This window comes from Actinomycetota bacterium (assembly GCA_030776625.1).
Taxonomy (GTDB): domain Bacteria; phylum Actinomycetota; class CADDZG01; order CADDZG01; family WHSQ01; genus MB1-2.
In genome coordinates, this window is sequence record JALYHL010000006.1 from 73,077 (window position 1) to 97,843 (window position 24,767).

At 66.6% G+C, this 24,767-nt stretch carries 21 protein-coding genes and 1 riboswitch; of the genes, 19 read left to right on the plus strand and 2 right to left on the minus strand.

Translation table 11 applies throughout. The features are described from left to right. Positions 1 to 4: 4 nt before the first annotated feature. From M3N53_10670 to dtd, 3 genes are read left to right on the plus strand one after another with little or no spacing between them, the layout of a single operon-like run. Positions 5 to 2,290, plus strand: coding sequence for a bifunctional (p)ppGpp synthetase/guanosine-3',5'-bis(diphosphate) 3'-pyrophosphohydrolase (locus tag M3N53_10670; protein MDP9068789.1), 2,286 nt, complete (start codon positions 5 to 7; stop codon positions 2,288 to 2,290). Positions 2,291 to 2,298: 8 nt separating this feature from the next. Further along, positions 2,299 to 4,080: a penicillin-binding protein 2 gene (locus M3N53_10675; GenBank protein MDP9068790.1), complete on the plus strand. Its 1,782-nt coding sequence runs from the start codon at positions 2,299 to 2,301 to the stop codon at positions 4,078 to 4,080. Beyond that, on the plus strand, positions 4,077 to 4,526 hold the full coding sequence (gene dtd / locus M3N53_10680) for a D-aminoacyl-tRNA deacylase (protein MDP9068791.1): 450 nt from the start codon (positions 4,077 to 4,079) through the stop codon (positions 4,524 to 4,526). Before M3N53_10675 ends, dtd begins: the two co-directional genes overlap by 4 nt. 48 nt (positions 4,527 to 4,574) lie before the next feature. On the opposite strand, the gene M3N53_10685 is transcribed toward dtd, so the two are convergent. Continuing rightward, entirely contained in the window at positions 4,575 to 5,564 is a 990-nt protein-coding gene (locus M3N53_10685; protein MDP9068792.1) for a transketolase family protein, read from the minus strand. Further along, positions 5,561 to 6,403 carry a transketolase gene (locus M3N53_10690; protein ID MDP9068793.1) on the minus strand — a complete coding sequence of 281 codons (843 nt, stop codon included), beginning with the start codon at positions 6,401 to 6,403 and terminating at the stop codon, positions 5,561 to 5,563. The genes M3N53_10685 and M3N53_10690 overlap by 4 nt, the downstream gene beginning before the upstream one ends. Positions 6,404 to 6,492: 89 nt before the next feature. Between M3N53_10690 and hisS the strand changes: the two genes are divergently transcribed. The 16 genes from hisS to M3N53_10770 all read left to right on the plus strand — a co-directional run bounded on the left by hisS (position 6,493) and on the right by M3N53_10770 (position 24,673). Beyond that, positions 6,493 to 7,755 (plus strand): histidine--tRNA ligase, encoded by a 1,263-nt coding sequence (hisS, locus tag M3N53_10695; protein MDP9068794.1) that lies wholly within the window; start codon positions 6,493 to 6,495, stop codon positions 7,753 to 7,755. Beyond that, a complete protein-coding gene (gene aspS, locus M3N53_10700) occupies positions 7,752 to 9,536 on the plus strand; it encodes an aspartate--tRNA ligase (GenBank protein MDP9068795.1) in 1,785 nt (594 codons plus the stop codon). Before hisS ends, aspS begins: the two co-directional genes overlap by 4 nt. Positions 9,537 to 9,594: 58 nt before the next feature. After that, positions 9,595 to 10,926, plus strand: a complete 1,332-nt coding sequence (locus tag M3N53_10705) for a replication-associated recombination protein A (GenBank protein MDP9068796.1) — start codon at positions 9,595 to 9,597, stop codon at positions 10,924 to 10,926. Positions 10,927 to 10,936: 10 nt separating this feature from the next. Next, positions 10,937 to 11,101: a hypothetical protein gene (locus tag M3N53_10710; GenBank protein MDP9068797.1), complete on the plus strand. Its 165-nt coding sequence runs from the start codon at positions 10,937 to 10,939 to the stop codon at positions 11,099 to 11,101. 27 nt (positions 11,102 to 11,128) lie between these two features. Continuing rightward, on the plus strand, positions 11,129 to 13,771 hold the full coding sequence (gene alaS, locus M3N53_10715) for an alanine--tRNA ligase (GenBank protein MDP9068798.1): 2,643 nt from the start codon (positions 11,129 to 11,131) through the stop codon (positions 13,769 to 13,771). Next, a complete protein-coding gene (gene ruvX, locus M3N53_10720; GenBank protein MDP9068799.1) occupies positions 13,771 to 14,172 on the plus strand; it encodes a Holliday junction resolvase RuvX in 402 nt (133 codons plus the stop codon). The genes alaS and ruvX overlap by 1 nt, the downstream gene beginning before the upstream one ends. Then, complete coding sequence (mltG, locus tag M3N53_10725) at positions 14,169 to 15,209, plus strand: endolytic transglycosylase MltG (GenBank protein MDP9068800.1); 1,041 nt, start codon at positions 14,169 to 14,171, stop codon at positions 15,207 to 15,209. Before ruvX ends, mltG begins: the two co-directional genes overlap by 4 nt. Further along, complete coding sequence (gene aroE / locus M3N53_10730; protein ID MDP9068801.1) at positions 15,206 to 16,027, plus strand: shikimate dehydrogenase; 822 nt, start codon at positions 15,206 to 15,208, stop codon at positions 16,025 to 16,027. Before mltG ends, aroE begins: the two co-directional genes overlap by 4 nt. 133 nt (positions 16,028 to 16,160) lie before the next feature. After that, a complete protein-coding gene (locus M3N53_10735; GenBank protein ID MDP9068802.1) occupies positions 16,161 to 16,673 on the plus strand; it encodes a roadblock/LC7 domain-containing protein in 513 nt (170 codons plus the stop codon). A 28-nt stretch (positions 16,674 to 16,701) separates the two neighbouring features. Beyond that, the gene (locus M3N53_10740; GenBank protein ID MDP9068803.1) at positions 16,702 to 18,492 is read left to right on the plus strand and encodes a DUF4388 domain-containing protein; all 1,791 of its coding nucleotides are present in this window, start codon (positions 16,702 to 16,704) and stop codon (positions 18,490 to 18,492) included. Positions 18,493 to 18,569: 77 nt separating this feature from the next. Continuing rightward, positions 18,570 to 19,187: an ATP/GTP-binding protein gene (locus M3N53_10745; protein ID MDP9068804.1), complete on the plus strand. Its 618-nt coding sequence runs from the start codon at positions 18,570 to 18,572 to the stop codon at positions 19,185 to 19,187. Positions 19,188 to 19,434: 247 nt separating this feature from the next. Continuing rightward, positions 19,435 to 19,614 (plus strand): hypothetical protein, encoded by a 180-nt coding sequence (locus M3N53_10750; protein ID MDP9068805.1) that lies wholly within the window; start codon positions 19,435 to 19,437, stop codon positions 19,612 to 19,614. Positions 19,615 to 19,807: 193 nt separating this feature from the next. Beyond that, positions 19,808 to 21,427: a type II secretion system ATPase GspE gene (gene gspE / locus M3N53_10755; protein ID MDP9068806.1), complete on the plus strand. Its 1,620-nt coding sequence runs from the start codon at positions 19,808 to 19,810 to the stop codon at positions 21,425 to 21,427. Positions 21,428 to 21,438: 11 nt separating this feature from the next. After that, positions 21,439 to 22,767: a type IV pilus twitching motility protein PilT gene (locus M3N53_10760; GenBank protein MDP9068807.1), complete on the plus strand. Its 1,329-nt coding sequence runs from the start codon at positions 21,439 to 21,441 to the stop codon at positions 22,765 to 22,767. 3 nt (positions 22,768 to 22,770) lie between these two features. Beyond that, positions 22,771 to 23,988, plus strand: coding sequence for a type II secretion system F family protein (locus M3N53_10765; GenBank protein MDP9068808.1), 1,218 nt, complete (start codon positions 22,771 to 22,773; stop codon positions 23,986 to 23,988). Positions 23,989 to 24,056: 68 nt separating this feature from the next. Next, positions 24,057 to 24,131, plus strand: a riboswitch (cyclic di-GMP riboswitch). A gap of 110 nt (positions 24,132 to 24,241) precedes the next feature. Further along, entirely contained in the window at positions 24,242 to 24,673 is a 432-nt protein-coding gene (locus tag M3N53_10770; protein ID MDP9068809.1) for a type IV pilin protein, read from the plus strand. The last annotated feature ends 94 nt before the right edge of the window (positions 24,674 to 24,767 follow it).

The window sequence follows — 24,767 nt, forward strand, 5'->3', positions numbered from 1 at the left end:
AGGTATGGCCTCTCCACCGGAGCCCGCGGTACGGGTCGACACCACTCCACCTGATCCTTCTCGACGGCGCGTCAAGGCGGTGCTGAAGAAGGTTCGGCCCGCTCGCCCGCAGACCGTCTCGGCTCTCGAGAACCTGTTGCGCGAGGTGCGACGCCAGCGTCCGAAAGCCGACCTCAAGTTCATCGAGCGCGCCTATCAGATGGCCGAGGCCGCCCACGAAGGACAGATGCGGAAGTCGGGGGACCCGTTCATCATCCACCCGTTAGGGGTCGCCGGCATCGTCGCGCAGCTGGGGCTGGACGAGACGACGGTCGCGGCCGCGCTCTTGCACGACGCGGTCGAGGACACCGAGGTCAGCTTGACTCAGGTCGAAGCCTCGCTGGGCTTCGATGTCGCCGCTCTCATCGACGGCGTCACCAAGCTGGACAAGATCCGCTTCCGGTCGGCGGAGCAAACGCGCGCCGAGAACCTGCGCAAGATGATCATCGCGACGGCGAAGGACATCAGGGTCCTGTTGATCAAGATCGCAGATCGATTGCACAACATGCGAACGATCGCGCCGTTGCGTCCCGAGAAGCGGGAAATGATCGCGCGCGAAACGCTCGAGATCTACGCGCCGCTCGCGCACCGCCTCGGCATGTACGCGATCAAGTGGGAGCTCGAAGACCTCGCGTTCGCGACGTTGCATCCGAAACGGTTCGAGGAGATCGAGGCTCTGGTCCAACAGCGCCAGCCCGAGCGGGAACGCGTGCTGGAAGACGTCGTGAACCAGATCCAGAACAAGCTCCGCGACGTGAAGATCAAGTCCGAGGTCTCCGGGCGCCCGAAGCACCTCTATTCGATCTACGAAAAGATCGTGCTCGGCGGCAAGGACTTCGAAGACATCTTCGACCTCGTGGGGATGCGGGTGGTGGTGGAGTCGGTGAAGGACTGCTACGCGTCCCTCGGCGCGATCCACACGTTGTTCACCCCGGTGCCAGGTCGCTTCAAGGACTACATCGCGATGCCAAAGTTCAACATGTACCAGTCCCTGCACACGACGGTGATGGGGCCGGGCGGCCGCCCGATGGAGATCCAGATCCGCACCGAGGCCATGCACCAGGCGGCCGAGACCGGGATCGCGGCGCACTGGCTCTACAAGGAGCAGCGGAAGGGCAAGGCGGGCGGCGAGGACATCGCGTGGCTCCAGCGGATGATGGACTGGCAGCGCGAGTCGATCGACCCGAAGGACTTCATGGAGTCCCTGAAGATCGATCTGTACTCGGACGAGGTCTTCGTCTTCACGCCCAAGGGCGACGTGCTGTCGCTGCCACGAGGCGCTACGCCGCTGGACTTCGCCTACTCGATCCACACCGAGGTCGGTCATCGGACCGTCGGCGCGAGGGTCAACGGACGTTTGGTAACGCTGGGCCACGAGCTGATCTCCGGCGACTCCGTCGAGATCATCACGTCGAAGGGGCCGGCCGCGCCGTCCAGGGACTGGCTGCAGGTGGTGAAGACGCCGCGGGCGCGGAACAAGGTGCGGCAGTGGTTCGCGCGGGAGCGACGGGAGGACGCTCTCGCTCAAGGGCGCGAGGCGTTGGTGTCGTCGATGCGCAAGCAGGGGCTTCCAGTCGACAAGATCTCGAAGAGCGACCTCCTGGCACAGGTGGCAGACCAGCTCAAGTACACGGACGTGGACTCGATGTACGTCGCGATCGGCGAGGGCCACCTGTCGCCGCAGTCGGTTGCGACGCGGGTGATCCGCCTGTTCGAGCCGGAGCAGCCGGAGGAGCCGGAGGTCGTCGCGGAGCCGGCCCGGCGGCGACCCAGCAACCGGCGGGGCAAGGGGGTCATCGCCGAAGGTCTGGATGACCTGCTCGTTCGACTCGCTCTTTGCTGTACTCCGGTTCCCGGCGACCCGATCGTCGGCTTCCTGACGAGGGGCCGGGGTGTGTCGGTGCATCGCCGCGACTGCCCCAACTCGAAGGCGCTCCAGGCCCAGGAAGAGGGCGGCCGGATGATCGATGTGTGGTGGGACGATCGCCAGCAAGGAACGTACGTGGCGACGATCCAGATCGAGGCGCTCGACCGCACGAAGTTGCTGCGCGACGTCTCGACGGTGATCTCCGACCAAGGGCTTTCGATCGTGTCGTCTTCGACCCGGTCGGGGAAGGACGGCATCGCCACCCTTAGTTTCAGCTTCGAGCTGGCCGACATGTCACACCTGGATCACGTCATCCAAAGCATCCGCCGCATCGATTCGGTGTACGACGCGTATCGCGTGGTGCCCTCCAGCGCCCGCAACTGAGCACCCACTTGAGGGTTCTGGCGGCGGCGCTGGGCCTCGTCGCGTTGACTGCGGGGACGGGATGTCAGCTCCTTCGGCAAGAACCGGCGCTCCCAAGCGCCGAGGAAGCAGCGACATCGTTCCTCGACTCCTGGATGGAAGAGGACTTCGCCGCTATGGGTGCCGCGATCGCGGCGGAGACGTGGTCGGGGCGGCGTCTGGAGCGCTTGTTCGACCGGGTTGCCGCTGAGGGCGCGATCGACGACATCGCGGTCGGGCTGCGGGGTCCGGTCGCGGAGCCGGACCCAGAGGCGGTGCAGAACCAGGAAGGTCCGATCCTCGCGAACGCGCCGTACCGGATCGTGTACTCGTCCAGCGCCGCGAGTGATCCGGTTCTGTTCGACGGCGAGCTCCAGCTGTCGCTGGCGAACGCGGAAGCGGACGCGTGGCAGGTCGCATGGAGCAAGCAGCTGCTGTGGCCCGGCGTCTCGCAGGCAGCAGGTTTCACGGTCGTGAACGAGTGGCTCGCTAGGGGGGCGATCCTTGACCGCAGGGGCCGAAAGCTGGCGGCGGGCCGCCCGGAGTCGCGCAGGTATCCGTACGGGACCCTCGCGGGCTCCACGATCGGCCATATAGAGCCTTTCGCGTCCGACGCTGAGGACGACGTCGAACCGGCGACAACGCCCGCCGGGGGCGAGTCGGAGGACGCGGCACCGGGCCCCGTTGCGGGCGACCCGGTGGGGGCGTCCGGTCTGGAGCTGGCCCTGGACGAGCAGCTCGCGGGGAGACCTGCGTCCGAGCTGGTGGTGGTCGATCGCAGGGGAGATCCGCTCGAGACGGTGGGGCAGAGGGCGGGGGAACGCGGGACCGACGTCAAGACCACGCTGGACATAGCGGTCCAGGGTGCCGCGCAAGAGGCGTACGGCGCGACGACCGGCGGAGCCATCGTGATGGATCCGGCAACGGGCGATCTCCTGGCCGTGGTCTCGTCATCGCCCTTCGACCCCGGCGACTACGTCGGCGTCGCCGGCGTTCAGCCGTTCAACCGGGCACTGTCGGGTCTCTATCCACCGGGTTCCTCGATGAAGGTCGTGACGGCGTCGGCGGCGCTCGAGGAGGACGTGGTGACCGCGAACACGACCCTGTCCGGCCCTGCGGAGTATCAGGGCGTGCGGAACTTCGAGTCGGGAGCGTTCGGCTCACTCGACTTCGCCACCGCGGTGAAGCAAAGCGTCAACACCGCCTTCGCTCAGGTCGCGCAGGACCTGGGGCCGAAACACCTCGCCGCCTACGCCGACGCGTTCGGCTTCAACCGCGCCCCCGAGATGCCGCTAGGGGCTGCCACGTCGTCGTTCCCGTTCCCCGAGGACGACTACGACCTGATGTGGGGAGCGATCGGCCAAGCGCAGGTTCTAGCGACTCCGCTCCAGATGGCTACCGTTGCCGCGACGGTCGCCAACGACGGTCGCCGGATGGAGCCCCGCATCCTCCTGCGCGACGCGCAAGCGGGCACGCGCGTGATCTCGCGAGCTTCAGCGCGGACGATGACCCGGCTCATGGAAGGTGTGGTCGAGGAAGGAACGGGCGTTCGCGCCGCCGTGCCCGGCCTGCAGGTGGCGGGCAAGACGGGCACCGCCGAGGTCGACGTCGACGGCGAGAGGAAGAACCACGCCTGGTTCATCTCGTTCGCGCCCTCTTCCGCTCCGAAGGTGGCGGTGGCGGTGGTCTCGGAGCTGGGCGGAGTGGGAGGCGAGGTCGCGGCGCCGCTGGCGGGGAGGATCTTGTCGGCGATCCTGCCGCTGGTCAGATGAGAGCCGTTGTGCAGCGCGTCACGGAGGCCAGTGTCTCCATCGGCGACGAGACCGTGGGGAGCATCGACGCGGGCGCCATGATCCTGCTAGGGGTCGCCCCGGATGACGGTGACGCGGAGGTGCGCTGGTTCGCAGACAAGGTCGCCAACCTGCGGATCTACAACGATGAAGAGGGCAAGATGAACCGGTCGCTGCTGGACATCGAGGGCAGTGCGCTGGTCGTGTCGCAGTTCACGCTGTACGGGGACGCCCGCAAGGGGCGGCGTCCCAGCTTCATCAGGGCCGCTCAGGGGCCAGACGCAGAAGCGTTATACGAGAGGTGCATCGCGGAGCTCCAGAAGCTGGGCGTGCCGTGTGAGTCGGGGCGCTTCGGGGCGATGATGAAGGTCTCCCTGGTGAACGATGGCCCCGTCACGATCCTCCTCGACAGCGCGAAGACCTTCTAGCCGACGCCTCGCGCAGAACGTACGTCGGACCTCTCGGAACCCCCTGCGTCAAACGCGCCCTGTACGCGACTCCGGGTGCGCATCCTTCAAGACCCGCCGCGCGGCATCCGTGATCGCGCCGGGGGTGAGGCCGTATTGCGCCAGCAGCTCGTCCGGCTTGCCCGAGGTCGCGTAGGTGTCGCCGACGTTGACGAAGGCCATGCGTGTCGCCCGCCTCTCCGCGGTCACCATGGCGACCGTCGCTCCCAGGCCCCCGTACGCGAGGTGCTCTTCGGCGACCACGATCCCTTTCGTCTCGTTGGCCGCGCTCTCGATCGCCGCGACGTCGATGGGCTTCACCGTGTGCATGTCGAGTACGCGAGCGTCCACGCCTTCTCGGCTCAGAGCCTCGGCGGCGTCCAGCGCCATCGCCACCATGATCCCGTTGGCGATGAGCGTGATGTCCTCGCCCTCCCGTAGTTGGTTCGCCTTGCCGAGTTGCAGATGGTCCTGATCGCGATAGATGACCGGCACCTTTGGGCGGCCGCAGCGCAGGAACATGGGCCCCTCACGCTCGAGCATCGCGAACGTAGCGGCGCGGGCGCTGGCGCCGTCCGCCGGAACGACGACGGTGAAGCCTGGAAGAGCGCACGCGAGGGCGATGTCCTCGATCGCCATCTGCGAGGGGCCGTCTTCTCCGATCGAGATGCCGGCGTGACTGCCGACGAGCTTCACGTTGAGGTTTGGGAACGCCACCGACATACGGATCTGGTCGAAGGCGTTCGACATCAAGAAGGTGGAGAAGGAAGCCGCGACCGGGATCTTTCCGGCGGCCGCGAGTCCCGCCGCCATGCCGACCATGTTGGACTCCGCGATCCCGGCGTTGAAGAAACGTTCCGGGAACCTCTCCATGAACCCGTTCGTGAAGGTGGAGTTGTTGACGTCTCCGTCCACCACGACTATGCGCTCGTCGGCTCCTGCCTCGGCGAGCGCCTCGCCGAAAGCTTCTCTGGTCGCCGGTCCCATCTCGAAGTCGAGGTTGCTAAGTCCGAAGCTCACGCGCCCGCTCCTATCTCCTCTAGCGCCTTCGTCTCCTCATCGGGGGGGATCGGCTTCCCGTGCCAACCGCCCTGCTTGGCCTCCAGGAGTGCGACTCCCTTCCCCTTGATCGTGTTGGCGACGATCGCCTGCGGCTTTCCCTTCGCCGATCGCGCCCACGCGAACGCGTCGTCTACCTCGTCCAGCGAGTGCCCGTCGATGACGCGGGTCTCGAAGCCGAAAGCGCGGAACTTGTCGTCGAGCGGGTCAAGTGGCTGGATGCGGTCGACCGCATCGGTCTGCTGGTAGCCGTTGCGGTCCACGATGACCGTGAGGTTGTCGAGGCCATGGTTGCCCGCGTACATAGCGGCCTCCCAGATCTGGCCCTCCTCGCTCTCGCCGTCTCCGACCAACACGTACACGCGCGCGTCGCGGCCGTCGAGACGGAGTGCCAGGGCATGGCCGATGCCGATCGAGAGCCCCTGTCCCAAGGAACCCGTCGATGCCTCGACGCCGGGCAGCCTGCACATGTTGGGGTGGCCTTCTAATGGTGACCCCAGCTTGCGCAGGTCCTTCAGCTGCTCGAGGGGGAAGTACCCCGCCTCGGCGAGCACCGCGTACAAGCCGGGTGCTGCATGGCCCTTGGAGAGGATGAAGCGGTCGCGATCCGGGTCGTCCGGTCTCGACGGGTCGTAGCGGAGGTAGCCGCCGAAATAGAGGACGGTGACGAGCTCTACCAACGACAGCGAGCTGGACGGATGCCCCGATCCCGCGGCCGTCGTGGCCTCGACGATGTGCCTGCGGATACGGCGCGCGCGCGTGGCGAGCCCGTCTTTGTCCTCTTTGTGCGTCCCCGGCATCGAGCCTCCTGGAAGGTGAAGATCGCGATGCGCCCATCCAACCACAGCCCCCACGGGACCCCGCCGGAACCGACTCTTAGGATGAGTCGATGGCCGAGGACACCAGCGCTCTCAGCGCGCCCAGGGGAACCCGAGACCTCCTGCCGCCGGAGTCGTGGCGGTGGCAGGAGCTCATCTCGCTCGCGCTAACCACGTTCGCCGGAGCCGGATACGCGCCGATCGAGACGCCGGCGTTCGAGCACACCGAGGTCTTCGAGCGGGGCGTCGGCGCGACTAGCGAGGTGGTCGGGAAGCAGATGTACACCTTCCTCGACCGCGGGGGCCGCTCGCTGACGCTCCGTCCCGAGGGGACGGCGCCGGTGATGCGCGCCGTCCTAGAGCACAACCTGCACCGAGGAGCGCTCCCGGTCAAGCTGTCGTATGCCAGCGCGATGTTCCGGCAGGAGCGTCCCCAGAAGGGGCGGTACCGGCAGTTCTTCCAGGTCGGTATCGAAGCGATCGGTTCCGACGACCCTCGGGTCGATGCCGAGGTCGTCGAGTTAGGGACCCGGTTCTATAGGGCCGCGGGTCTCGAGACCAAGCTCATGCTGAACTCGATCGGACACGTGGATCCGTCGTGTCGTCAGGGCTACATGAAGCTGCTGGTGGAGTACCTGCAGGCACACGAGTCGTCGCTCGCGTCCGAGGATCGGGAGCGGGTCGCGACGAATCCTCTTCGCACCTTCGACTCCAAGGAAGAAAAGACGAGGGCGGTGATGGCGGAGGCGCCGGTTATCAGCGACTACCTGTGCGCGTCCTGCGCCGAGCACTTCGACAGCGTCAAAGGGTTGCTCGGCGACGTCGGCGTCAGCTTCGAGCTGCAACCGCGCCTCGTGAGAGGTCTTGACTACTACACGCGCACCGCGTTCGAGTGGGTGGCGGCGGGTCTCGGCTCCCAGGACGCGGTCGGAGGGGGCGGCCGCTACGACGGGCTGTCGGAATCCCTGGGAGGCCCGCCGCTTCCGGGGATCGGCATCGCGCCGGGCCTTGACCGCATCATGCTGGCGCGCGCGGACGACGGCGCGGGCTACGGTGCGATCAACGTTTACATCGTGGCGCTCGGGGATCGCGCGAAGTCGGAATCGTTCAAGCTCGCCTGCCGCCTGCGTGCGGCCGGCATCGGCGCCGACCTCGACCTGATGGATCGCAGCATGAAGGGACAGATGAAGGACGCGTCTAGGTCCGGAGCGCGCTGGGCGGCGATCCTCGGCGACGACGAGATCGATTCCGGTCGCGTGACGCTGAAGGACCTAGAGAGCGGGGAGCAAGAGACGATGCCTATGGATCAGTTGGAAGCGCGGGTGCGGCCATGATGCGATCGCACCTGTGCGGGCGGCTCGGCGCGGACCAGACCGGCGAGCGGGTGGAGCTCTGCGGGTGGGTCCATACGAGGCGCGATCACGGGGGCGTCACCTTTATCGATCTACGGGACACGACAGGGCTGGTGCAGGTCGTCTTCACTCCCGAAGCGTCGCGGAGCTCGCACGATCTCGCGCAGGAGCTCAGGGGCGAGTTCTGCATCCGCGTGTCCGGCGAGGTGCGCGCTCGTCGAGAGGGAACCGTCAACCCGAACCTCGCCACGGGCGAGATCGAGGTTGCCGCTCACGAGGTCGAGATCCTCTCGCGCTCGGAGACGCCCCCTTTCCAGATCGATGCACATCAAGAGGTCGACGAGATGCTCAGGCTCCGGTACCGCTACCTCGACCTGCGACGCGAGGAGATGCAGGAGAACCTCAAGCTCCGGCACGCGATCGTATCGGCCATCCGCCGCTTCTTCGACGCCGAGGGGTTCCTCGAGATCGAAACCCCGATGTTGACGCGATCGACGCCAGAGGGCGCCCGCGACTACCTGGTCCCCTCGCGGCTGCACCCCGGGACCTTCTACGCGCTGCCGCAGTCGCCGCAGCTCTTCAAGCAGCTCTTCATGGTGTCGGGCCTCGATCGCTACTACCAGATCGTGAAGTGCTTCCGCGACGAAGACCTGCGCGCGGACCGGCAGCCGGAGTTCACGCAACTCGATCTGGAGATGAGCTTTGTCGACGTCGAAGACGTGCTGGACGTGACGGAGCGGATGTTCAAGTTCGTATGGCGGGAAGCGCTGGGCGTAGAGCTCCATGACTTCGCGCGGCTGACCTACGAGGAGTCTCTGCAGCGGTTCGGCACCGACAAGCCGGATCTCCGCTTCGGGATGGAGCTCGCGGACCTGCGAGACGCGTTCGCGGGAACGGAAGTGAAGGTGTTCCGGGGCGTGCTCGACGCCGGCGGCGCCATCAAGGCGATCACGGTTCCGGGCCAGGGCAGCCTCGGCCGCAGGGACCTGGACGCCTTCGTCGACCAAGCCAAAGCGTTGGGCGCGGGTGGTCTCGTCTGGGTCGCCGTTGAAGCCGAGGGCTTGCGTTCGCCGCTGGACAAGTTCTTCACCGACGACGAGCGGGTGGCGTTGCGGAAGGCAGCCGACGCGGCGGAGGGTGACCTCATCCTCATCGTGGCGGACAAGCGGGTATCGGTGGTGAACAAGGTGCTCGCGGCGCTGCGGACGAGGCTGGCAGAGCGTTTCGGCCTGGTCCCCGAGCTCGAACGATCGGACCCGGACGCGTGGCGCTTCGCGTGGATCGTCGACTTCCCCTGGTTCGAGTGGAATGACGAAGACCAGCGGTGGGACTTCATCCACCACCCGTTCACCGGGATCGTGGGCGACACCGCGAAGCACCTCGAGAGCGACCCCGGCAAGGTGATCTCGCAGGCGTACGACATCACGCTCAACGGGTGGGAGCTCGCGAGCGGGAGCATCCGGATCCACGACCGCGAGATGCAACAGCGGGTCTTCCGCGCGCTCGGGATATCGGACGAGGAGGCCCAGGAGAAGTTCTCCTTCCTGTTGGACGCGTTCAAGTTCGGTCCGCCGCCGCACGGCGGCATCGCCCCGGGCATCGATCGCATCGTGGCGCTGGCGGCGGGGGAGACGAACATCAGAGAGGTGATCGCGTTCCCGAAGACGCAGACCGCGTTCGACCCGTTGACGGGGGCGCCGTCGGAGGTGGACGACGCGCAGCTGAAGGTGGTGCATCTGCGCTCGACCGCCCCGCGGCCCTGACACCACCGCTGCCGTCTTTAGAGGGCGGCCGTAGCGGAACCGGGCCTACGATGGGCCGGTGGACCTGTTCGAGAACGCGCTGGAGGAGCGGTTCGATCAGTACGCGCCCCTGGCGGCGCGGATGCGACCCCGGTCTCTCAACGAGGTGGTGGGGCAGCAGCACGTTCTCGGCCCGCGCCGCGCCCTCCGGGCGCTGATCGAGTCCGGCGACCTCTCCTCCATAGTCCTGTGGGGGCCGGCGGGAGCCGGCAAGACGACCCTCGCCCACGTCATCTCGCGCGCCACGAAGGCCTACTTCGAGCCGATGTCTGCGGTCGCGGCCGGTGTCGCCGACGTGCGGAAGGCGATCGCGGCGGCGAAGGATCGCCTGGCGCAGCAGGGTCAGCGGACCGTCCTCTTCCTCGACGAGATACACCGCTTCAACAAGGCCCAGCAGGATGCGCTGCTCCCGGCGGTGGAGAACGGATGGGTCGTGCTCGTGGGTGCGACCACCGAGAACCCGTCGTTCGAGGTCAACTCTCCGTTGATGTCGCGGAGCCTCTTGTTCCGGCTGGAGCCGCTGTCCGAGGAAGACTCGGTGGCGATCTTGAGGCGCGCGCTGGTCGAGGAGCGGGGGCTGGGCAAGTTGGAGCTTCAGGCCGACGATGCGGCGCTCGCGCACATCGCGCGCGGTACAGGTGGGGATGCCCGCGCCGCGCTGAATGCGTTGGAGGCGGCCGCGTCGATATCGACGGGCAGTGGAACGATCGATGTCACCACCGCCGAGGAGGCGCTCCAGCGCCGGGCGCTCCCATACGACAAAGCGGGGGACTGGCACTACGACACGATCTCGGCCTTCATCAAGTCGATGAGGGGATCGGACGCAGATGCGGCGGTGTACTGGATGGCGCGGATGCTGGATGCGGGTGAGGATCCTCGTTTCATCGCCCGCCGGATGGTGATCTTCGCGAGCGAGGACATCGGCAACGCGGATCCCGTGGCACTCCAGGTAGCGATCGCCGCGCACCACGCCCTCGAGTTCGTCGGGCTCCCGGAGGCGAAGCTGAACCTGTCGCAGGCAGCTACTTATCTCGCTATCGCTCCGAAGTCGAACGCGAGCGCAGTCGCGATCTGGAGCGCCGAGGACGTGGTGAACAGCCAGGGACCACTGCCGGTCCCGGCCCACCTACGGGACTCTCACGCGGCCGCCTCGCGCGCCTTCGGCGCAGGTGCGGGGTACGAGTACCCGCACGCGCACGGCGGCTACGTCGATCAGCGCTACCTGCCCGATGACATCGCCGACCACAGCTTCTTCGAGCCGATCGCGGGCCGGGAGCTGGAGCTACAGAAAGAGCTGGAGCGGAGACGCGCCCGCGGCTCCTCCGCCGGGCCCGCGGACCCGTCACGGTAGGGTTCGGTTCATGATCAAAGCGATCTTCCTTGTCGCACTGGGAGCCATAGGTGCCCTCCAGGGCGAGCGGTGGGTGAGCGAGCTGAAGCAACGCGTGAGCCCGCGCGCCCTGACCGATTCCGCGCTGGACCGGGCCAACCGCCGTCTCGAGAAGGAACGCTCCGGGCCCAGCTAGGCCGGAGCTTCTCCAAGCCTCCGGACGATGGACACGAACACGATCCGACACCGCTTCCTCGCGTTCTTCGAAGAGCGCGACCACCAGCGCGTCGCATCGTCGTCGCTGGTCCCGAATGACCAGACGCTGCTCTTGACGAACGCGGGCATGGTCCAGTTCAAGCCCTATTTCCTCGGCGAGCAAAGCCCGCCGTTCAAGCGCGCGGTGACGGCGCAGAAGTGCATGCGCGCGGGTGGCAAACACAACGACATCGACCAGGTCGGGCGAACGGCGCGGCATCTCACCTTCTTCGAGATGCTCGGCAACTTCTCGTTCGGCGACTACTACAAGAGCGAGGCCTGCGCGTGGGGCTGGGAGCTGGTGACGGAGGGATATGGGCTCGACCCGGAGCGACTATGGGTCACCGTCTTCGAGACCGACGACGAGGCGGCCGACATCTGGCGGGACGAGGTCGGCGTTCCCGCGCACCGGATCATCCGCTTGGGAAAAAAGGACAACTTCTGGTCGATGGGCGTCGCGGGGCCGTGCGGACCTTGCTCCGAGATCTCGCTGGACATGGGAGACGCGTTCGGGCCGCCGTCCGATCGGGGACCGGGAGGGAACGAGGACCGCTACGTCGAGCTGTGGAACCTCGTTTTCATGCAGAACGACTGCAACGCCGCCATCGAGCCGATCGCGGAGCTGCCGAAGAAGAACATAGACACCGGCTTCGGGCTCGAGCGCGTGGCGATGGCGCTGCAGGGCGTGAGGAACGTCTTCGAGACGGATCTGCTGCGAGCGATGCTCGCCCGAGCCGAGGCCGTCGTGGGGACGACCTATGGGCGCGACGACCGGGCTGACGTGGCGCTGCGCGTGCTGGCGGACCACGGCCGGTCCGTCACCTTCATGATCACCGACGGCATCCTTCCCTCCAACGAGGAACGCGGGTACGTCCTGCGTTTGATCATGCGGCGCGCTATACGCCAGGCGCGTCTTCTCGGGCAGAGCCGAGCCGTCCTTCCCGATCTCATCGAGGGGACGATCGAGCTGATGGGAGATGCCTATCCCGAGCTCCGCGACCGGCGACAGCTGGCACTGGAGGTCGGAGCGCGCGAGGAGGAGCGGTTCGAGGCGACCCTCAAGCAGGGCCTGACTCTGCTGGAGAACGAGATCTCGAACGTGAAGCGATCGGCCGCGACCGCCGTTCCGGGCGAGGTCGCGTTCAAGCTGCACGACACCTTCGGGTTCCCGATCGACATGACGGTGGAGATCGCGGCCGAGGCCGAGCTGGACGTAGATCGCGACGCCTTCGCCCGGTTGATGGAAGAGCAGCGGGAAAGAGCCCGCGCGGCGCGCAGGTCCGACCAGGCCGGCGTGTCCCTCGACGCCGCGCTGGCGGTCGCGGAAGAGAAGGGGCCCGTCGACTTCTTGGGATACGAGCACCTCACCTGCGACGGACGGATCGTCGCCGTCCTCGACGGTGCCGCGCCCTCGGCTCTGTTGACAGAGGGCCAGGAGGGCGAGGTCGTGCTCGACCGGACCGTGTTCTACGCCGAGGGCGGGGGCCAGGTGGGCGATCGCGGCGAGATCGTCTCCGCCGGGGGCCGCGCGGTGGTCCTCGACACGCAGCGTCTCGTGCCCGGCCTGATCGTGCATCGGGTGAAGGTCGTTGCGGGCGAGCTGCACGTCGGAGACGAGGTGGAGGCGCGGGTCGATTCGGACCGGCGGCGCAGCACCGAGCGCGCGCACACCGCGACCCACGTTCTGCACTGGATCCTGCGGGACCGGTTGGGCGACCACGCGCGCCAGGCCGGCTCCCTCGTCGAGCCCGGCCGGCTGCGGTTCGACTTCAGTCACTTCGAGGCGCTCTCGCAGGACCAGCTGCGAGACATCTCCACCGAGCTGCAGGAACGTGTCCTGTTCGACGACTCCGTGCGCGCCTTCGAGACCAGTTACGACTTCGCGCGCTCGATCGGCGCCATGGCGATCTTCGGAGAGAAGTACGGCGACTTCGTCCGTGTGGTCGAGGTCGGTGACTACTCGAAGGAGCTGTGCGGCGGAACCCACATACCTCACACCAGCACGATCGGCGTCGCCGTCGTGACCGGTGAAGGTTCTGTCGGCGCGAACCTGCGCCGCGTCGAGGCGCTGGTAGGTCGCGACGGGCTCGACTTCCTCGCCCAGCGGGTCGCCGTACTCGACCGCGCCGCGGCGGCGCTGCGGTCGACGCCCGACGAGGTGGCAGAGCGGATCGAGCGGCTGCTGGCGACGCACAAGGAGATGGAGCGCAAAGTCTCCGAGATCGAGCGACAATCCGCTGAATCGGACGCCGCCGCTCTTGCCGATGCCGCGGTCGACGTCAACGGCTCCAGGCTGATCGTGGCGCGTCGCGATGTCGCGGTCGATTCGTTGCGCGCTCTCGCGCAGTCGTTGAAGGGCAGGATCGGCTCGGGCGTCGTCGTCCTCGGCACGTCGGCGGGAGGCAAGGCGAATCTCGTGGCGGCCGTCACGAAAGACCTGACCGAGAAGGGCGTCTCGGCGCGCGACCTGCTGGGAGCGGGCGCATCGGTGCTCGGTGGCGGGGGAGGCGGGAAGCCGGACCTAGCCATCTCGGGGGGGCCCAATTCAGAGCGATTGGACGATGCGATCGACGCGGTGGCGCGGACCGTGAAGGAGGCACTGACCTCGTGATGCTTGGCATCGACGTGGGCAGTCGCCGTGTCGGCGTTGCGGCTGCCGACGAAGAGACGCGCTTCGCTCGTCCGGTCGAGGTGATCGATGTCGAGCGCCAGGATCCGATCGAGAGGATCGCGCAGTTGGTGACGGAGATGGGAGCGTCTATCGTCGTCGTGGGGAAGCCGATCGGGCTCTCGGGGGCAGAGGGGCCGGCGGTGAAGGTGCAGGCGGACTTCGTGACGCGGCTTCGTGCCGCGCTGGGAGTTGCGGTGGAGGAGTTCGACGAGCGGCTGACGACCGTCCTCGCCAACCGGGCGCTCCGCGCGTCCGGCGTCCGTCCCACCGACAGGAAGCGACTGCGCGACGCGATCGCCGCGCAGGTCATGCTGCAGGGCTACCTGGATTCGACGCGATGAGCGAGCGGAGACGCGGCCGCGCGCTCGTGATCCTGTTCGTGTTGTTCGTGCTGTTCGCGGCACCGGCGATGGGGGGCTACCTCTATCTGCGCTCGGTCGGTTTCTTCGGCGAGAGCGAGCCCGGGCCGCCCGTGACCTTCAAGATCCCGCGCGGCGCGGGGACCGAGACGATCGGCCGGCTGCTCGAGGAGAACGGCGTGATCGCGTCGGCATTCGGGTTCCGGCTCGCGACGTACTTCGAAGACGGCATCGAGGACATTCAGTCTGGCCGGTACGAGATCCCGACCGGTCTCACGCCGCGCGACGCGCTCAACGCCCTGATCGAGAGCGGCCCTCTGGGGGCCGAGTTCGTCACCGTCACTTTCCCCGAGGGGTCGTGGCTCACGGATTTCGCCAACACGCTGGGGGACAAGACGCACCTGTCGGAGCAGAGGTTCCTCTCGATCGTGGAGAACGGCAAGGTCCCGTCGCAGTACAAGCCGGAGGACATCGACACCCTTGAGGGCCTGTTGTTCCCCTCGACCTACCAGGTGGTCGAGAAGGACACGGAGATCAGCATCGCGACTCGGTTGGTGGAACAGATGGAGAAGCAGATGGAAAAGCTCGACTTCGCGACCAAAGCGGAGGCACTCGGGCTGACGCCGTACGAGGGGCTGATCGTCGCTTCCATGATCGAGGGCGAGGCCAGCGTGGGCGGCGACCGCGACAAGATCGCCCGCGTGATCTACAACCGCCTGGATCAGGGCATCGCACTCGGGATCGACGCGACCATCATCTACGCGCTCGGCGAGCACCGGACCGAGCTGTTCGAGTCGGATCTAGAGATCGACTCCCCTTACAACACGCGCCTCGTGCAAGGTCTACCGCCGACGCCGATCGGCGCGCCCGGCGAAGAGTCGCTGCATGCGGCGGTGAACCCAGCGGACGGCGAGTGGCTCTACTACGTGTTGTCCGATTGCGAAGGCCACCATGCGTTCAGCGTCGACTACAACGACTTCCTCAACGACAAGCGGGCCTACCAAGCGCTCGACTGTTGAGGTCGCTCCTCGGGGTACTCGGCTGGCCGCTCGAGCACACGCTGTCGCCGGCGATCCATAACAGCGCGTTCCGCAGGCTGGACCTTGACTGGGTCTACCTCCCGTTCCCGGTGGCGCCCGAGCACCTCCGTGATGCCGTAGCTGGGCTGCGTGCGCTGGGTGCCGTCGGAGCGAACGTCACGATGCCTCACAAAGAAGCCGTGATCGAGCACCTCGATGATCTTTCGGGCGACGCGCGCGCCATCGGGGCCGTGAACACGATCCAGAGGATCGGCGATCAGCTGATCGGTCATAACACCGACGTGGATGGTTTCGCCTCTTTCATACGCGACGACGCGGGGCTCGACCTGGAGGGCGCGAGATGTCTGGTCGCAGGCGCGGGGGGCGCGGCCCGCGCCGTCGTGGCCGCCCTCGATCTATTGGGAGCGGCCCAGGTGACCGTCGCCGCGCGTCGACCGGAGCAGGCCCAGTGGCTGGGGCGGGGCTCGACGACCCCACGGGTCGTCGCTCTCGGGTGGGATGACGGCTGGCGGCGGGCCGCCGAGTTCGATCTCATCGTGAATGCGACGCCACTTGGGACCGACGGCGATCTCGTCGCGGAGGCAGAGCTCGTGGAGGGACAGGCGGTGGTCGACCTCGTCTACAACCCGCCGGTCACGCGGCTCGTGGAGAGGGCACGTGCCCGGGGCGCGGCAGGGTGGGGCGGCCTCGGGATGCTCGTGCACCAGGCGGCTGCGTCTCTTCGGATCTGGTCCGGACAGGAGCCGCCGCTCGAGGCCATGTCGGTCGCGGCCATGCACGCGATGTCGCGCCATTAACACAGGTAGGCTCGCGGGGTCGGGGTCTCGGTGAATAAATTCGGACAAGCGGCTCAACCGGGCCTCCGGGATTGCCGAAAAAGCCGTACGAAGGTGAGGCAGCACCTCGCCTGTGACCCATAGGAGGACGCACATGACGAAGGCCGACCAGCTCGCAGCTGCGCTCGACGAGTTTCTTGCCACATCTCCTGACGTCGAGGCTGCCGCGATCGTCAGCGCCGACGGCCTTCCTATGGCGTCGGCCCTTCCTCCGGACGTCGAGGAGGATCGCCTCGCCGCCATGAGTGCAGCTCTGCTCACGCTGGGCGAGCGCGCCGCCGACGGCCTCGGCAAGGGCGACCTCGCACAGGTCTTCGTGGAGGGCAAGAACGGTTACGTCGTATTGATGCAGGCAGGGCTGGACGCCGTGTTGGTCACCGTGACCTCGAAGAACACCAAGGTAGGTCTGGTTCTCTTCGAGATGCGCAAGGCCGCGACGACGATCGGCAGAGTTATGGACGAGCCGGCGCACCGGCCGGCGGAGACGAGCCCCGTGGTGGGCCACGATGTCATGGGTGCTGGAGCCGCCGCTCCCGTCGCTCCCGTGCGCATGCCGGAACCGGAGCCCGCAGCGGAGACCGAGTCACACATCCCGAGCTGGCAGTAACGGCTCCGGGTCCTAGAGGAGGCCAGTCATGCTGAGGGGGACGCTCGACGACTTCACGCTGCCCGACATATTCAGGCTGATGTCCCTGTCGAAGAAGACGGGGAGCTTGGCCGTGCAGCGGTCGGCGGGTGAAGGAAGGGTCTACTTCCGCGATGGCGAGGTCTACTACGCCGAGTCGAGCCTGTCCAAGGAGCCGCTGGGGCAGAAGCTTGTCAGGGCGAAGGCGCTTACCGAGGGGCAGCTGCGGAAAGCTCTCGACCAGCACGCCGGCTCCGGTAAACGCCTCGGCGAGGTGCTTTTGGACTCGGGCGTCGTAGATGAAGACCAGATCATGATGGTCGTCCGTCAACAGATCGAAGACGCGGCCTTCGACCTTCTCCGCTGGGAGCTCGGCGAATTCCTGTGGGAGCCGGGCGTCCAGGCGTCTCCCGACGTGGCCATCTACGTCACCGTCGAAAACCTCATCATGGAGGCGTCGCGCAGGCTCGACGAGCTCGAGGTCATCCAGCGAAAGATCCCGTCGGCGGACACGGTCCTCGCCATGGCGGCGACGCCTCCGGAGGGCGCGGTCGAGATCAACATCACGCCGGAGGAGTGGCGGATCCTCGTCCTCGTCAACGGGACCCGGAGCGTCAGAGAGATCGGCGAGATGGTGGGGTTCGACGACTTCTCCGCTATGCGCACGCTCTACGGGTTGGTGTCCGCGGGTCTGATCGAGGTGCCGGGGCATCATGGTTCCGGTGCCGCGGAATCGGCCGTCGACCGCTCCGCCGCTCCGGCGGTCGAGGAGGAGGAGCCGGTCCACGCTTCGCCGCAGGAGACCGCGGTGGAGCCGCAGCCTGTCGCCGAACCGGAGCCACAGCCTGTCGCCGAACCGGAGCCGCAGCCTGTCGCCCAGCCCGAGCCTCAGCCGGTGGCGCAAGTCGAGCCCTCGCCAGCCGCACAACCCGCGCCCGAGCCCGCGATGGAGCCGGTCGCGGAGGCCCAGCCGGTCGCGGAGGCCCGGCCGGTCGCGGAGGCCCAGCCGGTCGCGGAGGCCCAGCCGGTCGCGGAGGCCCAGCCGGTCGCACAGCCCGAGTCCCAGCCGGCGATGGAGCCGGTGGCGGAGGCCCAGCCGGTGGTCGAACCGCAGCTGCAGCCGGAGCCGTTCGGGGTGGACCCCGCGCAAGAGGCCGAGGACTTCTTCAGCCCCGACCCCGTGCACGGGCAGTTCGCCGCGCAAGCTCCGGTAGCGGACCTGCCGGTGGAGCCGGCGACGCCAGACAACGGCATCTTCGGCGAAGACCTGTTCCTGTCCGACCCCGTCCCAGACGACGCGGTGGCCGCGGCTCCGGAGGCGCCGGTCGCGCACGAGCCGATCCTCGATCCCGTCCCGGACGCTCCTGCTTTCGATGAGCCAGAGATGCCGGTCGAGGCGTTCGACGCACCCGGACCAGGCGACCTCCTTGCCGAGGGGCCCGGCTCCTACGGTTTCGACGACCTCCTTGCCTCACAGCCGGCTCCGGCGGCCCCCGCAGACGAGCCTGTCGCTCCGCCTGCGCCCGCGCCCGTACCGGCACAGCCAGAAGCTCCTCAGATCCCGGTTAGCTCCGAGCCTGCAGGCGAGTCACCAAGCGTCGATCGGATCTCGGCGGTCCGGGAGCTCGCGGGTCTGTTCAGCGAAGGAGGAGACGACGAGGGCGCGAGGCCATCCCGCCAGAGGGCTGCCGCCCCCGCAGAGGGACCTGCCGCCCCCGACACCCGCAAGCGCGTCGAAGACGACGAGCAGGTCACCAGAGGCCTTATCTCTCGGCTGATCGACGGCGTCAAAGGTCTCTAAGCCCAGGAGGGCAACACATATGGCTATGCCGCGGGCGCGAATGCGAACGGCTGTGACGGATCGAGAGGATCGAGCTCGTGGCTAAAGCGCGGGCGAACATGGTCCGGAAGCAACGGACCGGCAACGGCAAGGTCAACCGGCCGATGAAGATTGTCATCACCGGTCCTTTCGCAGCCGGCAAGACCACCCTGATCAAGACGATCAGCGAGGTCGCGATCGTCGGAACCGAGCGCGACGTCACCGACGAGACCCGAGCCGTGAAGACGCGGACCACGGTCGCGATGGACTTCGGGCGGCTCAGCTTCGGCGAGGACCTCTCCCTGTTCCTCTTCGGGACGCCCGGGCAGCGCCGCTTCGAGGTCATGTGGGAGATCCTGTCGGAGGGGATGATCGGGTTCATCTGCCTGGTCAATGCGGCGGACGATCGCTCTGTGGAGGAGGCGTCTCACATCCTCGACCAGTTCCGCGCGTACGCGGACGTGCCCTACGTCGTGGGTGTGTCGCACCTCGACGAGCAAAGCGCGGACCACGAGGTCGTGTTCAGCAAGGTGCGTGAGGTCCTGGAGGTGCCCGAGACGGTCGAGGTGATCGGAGTCGACCCGCGGCAGCGCGAGGACGTCAAGACATTGATGCTGCACATCCTCATGGGCGTACTGAACCGGCTCGAGAAGACGCCCGCTGCGGCCGAGGCCTAGGTCCCTGGGTCGCCGCCCCGGTTACGGCGCCACCCGGCCAGGAGGCCGGTCGCTGCTGGGTCGTCTGCTCAACCGGCTATTAGGCGCGAGATCTCGTCCTGTTGCGACTACGGCGGGACGAAGCTCTTCGGCGCGCCCGCGCCTAATGCCACCGCCACCGCCGCCACCTCCGCCGCCACCCCCACCTCCGCCTCCCGTACCCGCACCCGCGGCGAGCCCGCTGGCGAGGAAGCCATTGACTGTGCCGGTGCCCTCTCTCGAGGCACCGCCGGCGGGTTCGACCGACAGCACCACGAGGACTGCTCGCATACAGCTCGGCTTCGACGACGGAACCCACACGATCCCCGCTCTCGACCAGGATCTGGAAGACCGACTGGAGTACATCGTGGACAACATCGTGCGACCTCCGAGCGACCCGTCCTCGTGACTTCTGTCAACATGTGAGATTGACCGGGTCGCGCCTTTAGTCTCGCTTTCCCAGGTCGATAAACCTAGCTATGGGGCGAACCATGACCGGCTCCCCTGAGGTGGGAGGCTCGACAGTGACCACAGCACGCCCGGGGGGACAGCTCGGAGAGCTATTGCTCGGACGCGGGCTGATCACCGAAGAGCAGCTCGACATGGCTCGCCACCAGGCGTCGCAGCGGGGCAGCTCGCTGGGCCGGACCGTCATCGAGATGGGCTTCGTCGCCGAAGCCGGCCTGGTGTCGATCCTGGCCGAGCAGCTGGGCCTCGACTTCGTGGATCTAACCGAGGTCCACGTGGACGGCTCTGCCATCGCTCTCGTTCCGGAGATGACGGCGCGCAGGCACAACTGCATCCCGCTGCGGTTCGAGGACGGCAACCGGTTGGTTCTCGCGATGGCGGATCCGGCGAACGTAGTGGCGCTCGACGACATCCGTGCGATGACCAAGCGCGACGTTCGTACGGTCGTAGCCACAAAGGCCGACGTCGTCGCCGCCATCAACCGCCACTACCGCCTCGACAGCGCTGCGGAATCGCTCGCGGAGGAGGCCGCGGAGGCGGCCGGTCCCGAGCAGCAGACGTTGGAGGAGATGGCGGGCGAGAGCGCCGACGACGCCCCGATCATCAAGCTCGTCAACCTCTTGATCACCCAGGCGGTGAACGACCGCGCCTCGGACATCCACATCGAGCCGGGGGAGCGCAACCTCAGGGTCCGTTACCGCATCGACGGCGTTCTGCACGAGGTGATGAGCCCGCCGAAGTCGGTCCAGAACGGCATCACCAGCCGTTTGAAGATCATGGCCGACATCAACATCGCCGAGCGTCGCATACCCCAGGACGGCCGCATCGGCCTCAAGGTCTCGAACAAGGCGATCGACATCCGCGTGGCGACGCTCCCAACCGTCTACGGCGAGAAGATCGTCATGCGTCTGCTGGACAAGTCGAGCGTGCTGTTGGAACTGCAGGACCTCGGCTTCCAGCCCGAGAATTTCCAGCGTTATCAGGAGTCGTACAAGAAGCCCTACGGGATGATCCTGGTCACCGGCCCGACCGGTTCCGGTAAGTCGACCACCTTGTACGCGACGTTGAACATCCTGAACCAGTCGCACGTGAACGTCATCACGGTCGAAGACCCGGTCGAGTACAGGCTTCCGGGGATCAACCAGGTGCAGGTGAACCCGAAGGCGGGCCTCACCTTCGCCTCGGCGCTGCGCTCGATCCTGCGTTCGGACCCGGACATCGTGCTGATCGGCGAGATCCGCGACCGCGAGACTGCGCAGATCGCGGTCGAAGCGGCGCTGACCGGTCACCTCGTGCTGTCGACGTTGCACACGAACGACTCCGCGTCGGCCATGACCCGCCTCACGGAGATGGGAATCGAGCCTTTCCTCGTGTCGTCCGCGTTGGACTCGGTGCTGGCACAGCGACTGGCGCGCAAGTTGTGCGAAAGGTGCAAGGAGCCCTACGTGCCGACCGAGGAAGAGCTGTTGAGGGCGAAGTTCCCGTTCGACCCCGACACCGAAGAGCTTCCGAAGCTGTACCGCCCCGTCGGCTGCACCTCGTGTGGCAAGACCGGCTACAAGGGCCGTATGGCGGTGCACGAGGTCATGAGCGTGACCGAGGAGATCGAGCGCGCCACGGTGGAGAGGGCTTCGGCCGATGAGATCAGCAAGATAGCGACGTCGCAAGGGATGGCGTTCCTGCGCGACGACGGCATGGAGAAGGTTCGTCAGGGATTGACCTCTATCGAAGAGATCATGCGAGTGATCGTCTAAAGGAGCTGAAGATGACTTACACAGGTGAAGGTTCTGGAACCGAGCAGTCCCCGTTCGCGACCTCGGTGCCACAGGCTCCTCAGGTGCCGCAGGCCGCGCAAGCTCCGCAGGCGCCTCAGGCGCCTCCGGGCTACGGGGCGCCACCTCCTGTCGGCCACGCCACGTCTCCACCGCCTCAGCCCGGGACAGCCTCGTTCGGGCCCGACGACTTCCCGATGAGGGAGGCCGCCCCCGTCGCAACGGCCGCCGTCGAGGTTGTGGAGGAAGAGGAGCGGGAGCCGAACCTCGCCGCATTCCTCGAGTCCGTGATCGATCTCGGCGGCTCCGACCTCCACCTGACGTCGGGGCTTCCGCCGATGGTGCGCGTGCATGGTGACCTCCGCCCCATCAAGGGCTACCGGAAGCTCTTCCCGCAAGACCTGCAGACGATGATCTATTCGATCCTCACGCAGCGCCAGCGGGAGCGGTTCGAGACCGACCTCGAGCTGGACGTCTCTTATTCGCTGCCGGGCAAGGCGCGGTTCCGCGTGAACGTTTTCCAGCAGCGCGACGCGCTGGGCTCCGTCATGCGACTCATCCCGTTCGAGATCAAGACCCTTGAGACACTGGGGCTTCCGCAGTCGGTGCACGAGTTCGCCAGGATGCGCCGTGGCCTCGTGCTCGTCACGGGGGTCACCGGCTCCGGTAAGTCGACGACCCTGGCGGGACTGATCGACATCATCAACTCGTCGCGGCCGGAGCACATCATGACCGTCGAGGACCCGATCGAGTTCCTGCACCGCCACAAGACCGCGATCATCAACCAGCGCGAGGTCGGGACGGACACCTATGGGTTCGCCAACGCTCTGAAGCACGTCCTGCGTCAGGACCCCGACGTGATCCTGGTCGGAGAGCTCCGCGACCTCGAGACGATCTCGATGGCGCTGACGGCAGCGGAAACCGGTCACCTGGTGTTCGCCACGCTCCACACGCAGGACGCGCCGCAGTCCGTCGACCGCGTGATCGACGTGTTCCCACCGCACCAGCAGGAGCAGATCCGGGTCCAGCTCGCCGGCACCCTGGCAGGGATCGTGTCACAGCAACTGATCCCCACGTCCGACGGCAAGGGACGAGCCGTCGCCGCAGAGGTGCTGGTCGCGACTCCCGCAGTGCGCAACCTGATCCGTGAGGGCAAGACGCACCAGATCTACACGTCCATGCAGGCCGGCGGGAAGTTCGGCATGCAGGTGATGGACCAGCACCTGGCGGAGCTGGTGAAGAAGGGCAAGGTCAGTTACGAGATGGGCCTCGAGCGCGCCCATCACGTCGAGGAATACAACCGTTTGACGGGGAGGGGGTAGCAGATGGCGGATTCCTATGCGTACCGGGTCCGCACCAAAGAGGGCCGGGTGATCGCAGGAAAGATGGATGCCGACGGAGAGGCGGCGGTTGCGTCGCGCCTTCGGGCGCAGGGCCTCGTCCCGGTACAGATAACGAAAGAGGCGGGCGAGGGTCTCAAGAAAGACATCACGATTCTGCCCGAGAAGGTCAAGCTAAAGGACCTGGCGGTCTTCTCGCGGCAGTTTGCGACCATGATCAACTCGGGGCTATCGCTCCTGCGGACGCTGAACATCCTGGGCCAGCAGACCGAGAACAAGACGTTGGCGAAGACGATCACGCAGCTGCGCGACGACGTCGAACGAGGCTCGAGCCTGTCCGCCGCGATGTCCAAGCACGAGAAGGTCTTCAACAAGCTGTACGTCGCAATGGTGCGTGCGGGGGAGACCGGGGGCCAGCTGGACGTGGTCCTCACGCGTACCGCGGACAACCTCGAAGCGGATTACAAGTTGCGACAGAAGGTGAAGTCCGCGATGACCTATCCGATCGTGGTGGCCGGCATCGCGGTTCTGCTCGTGACGGTCATGCTGCTGTTCGTCGTGCCCACCTTCGCCGCGATGTTCGAGGGCCTCGGCGGCACGCTGCCGCTTCCCACCCTCATCCTCTTGAAGCTGAGCCAGGCCGCGAAGTGGCTCGTTCCTCTTATGGTCGTTCTGAGCATCGTCGGCTACGTCGCCTACAAGAGGGCCCGCAAGGCGAGCGCAGACTTCCGGCTGCGGGCGGACCGCATCAAGCTGAAGATCCCGATCTTCGGCGACCTCTTCCTGAAGGTCGCGATCTCGCGGTTTACCCGCACCCTCGGATTGCTCCTGCGGGCGGGCGTGCCGATCCTTCAGGCGCTCGACATCGTGGCGGACACCACCGGCAACGAGGTGCTGACCAGAGCGACCAGCGACGTCAAGGACAGCGTCCGCAGCGGGGAGTCGATGGCCGGACCTCTCGCCCGTCACCCGGTCTTCCCGCCGATGGTCGTGCAGATGATCGCCGTAGGTGAGGACACCGGACAGATCGACGAGATGCTCGACAAGGTCTCGGACTTTTACGACCAAGAGGTCGAGTCGACTACCGAGGCGCTGACGTCGTTGATCGAGCCGATCATGATCGCCGTGCTGGGCGGCATCGTGGGCTCGATGATCATCGCCCTCTACATGCCGATGTTCAAGATCTTCGACCTCATCAAATAGTTCGCATCAGGTACTCAAGACGGTCTAGTCACCGGTCGAAGAAGGAGATGCAAGCCGAAAGAGAGCAACGCAGCTAAAGGCAAACCCGCCGCGAGGCGGGGACGCAAAACCACGGGGCCCCCGAGGCCAGCCGGGTTACCTGCAGGGGACGGTCGGTATGACCGTTCCGATGCAGGCGAGGTGGGGTTTAGGTATTCGTCTTCGTCGGTAGTCCCTAAACGGCTTGTAGGGGCGGAAAGGAAAGGGGAACTATATGTTCCGGAAGTTCCACGAGAAGTTGAAGGAGCGCGAAGAGGGCTTCACCCTCATCGAGCTCCTGGTTGTCATCCTGATCATCGCCATCCTGGCGGCGATCGCGATCCCGGTGTTCCTGAACCAGCGCAACAAGGGTTACGTTTCTCAGGCCGAGTCCGCCCTGAAGAACGCAGCGACCAACATGGAGTCGTACGCGACCTCGAACAACGGGAACTACCCCACTGCGGACGCAGCCGGTTACACGCTTCTGGTCTCAGAGGGATTCCGTGCCGTTCCGAACGTCACGATCGCGATCGCGAGCAGCAGCTCGGCTGGCTACTGTCTGACCGCCGACCACAGCCAGATCAATGGCGCGGGCGTCGACTACGTCTACAACAGCCAGGTCGGTAGGCCTCGCGCCTCCACCACCTGTCCTGGTCCTACGACTTAAGAAACGACTGCTTAAGAACCAGCTCGGCAAGGGCCGCGACGGCGTCCCGCCCCGACAGTAGAAGAGGCGGAGGGAAACCTCCGCCTCTTCTACT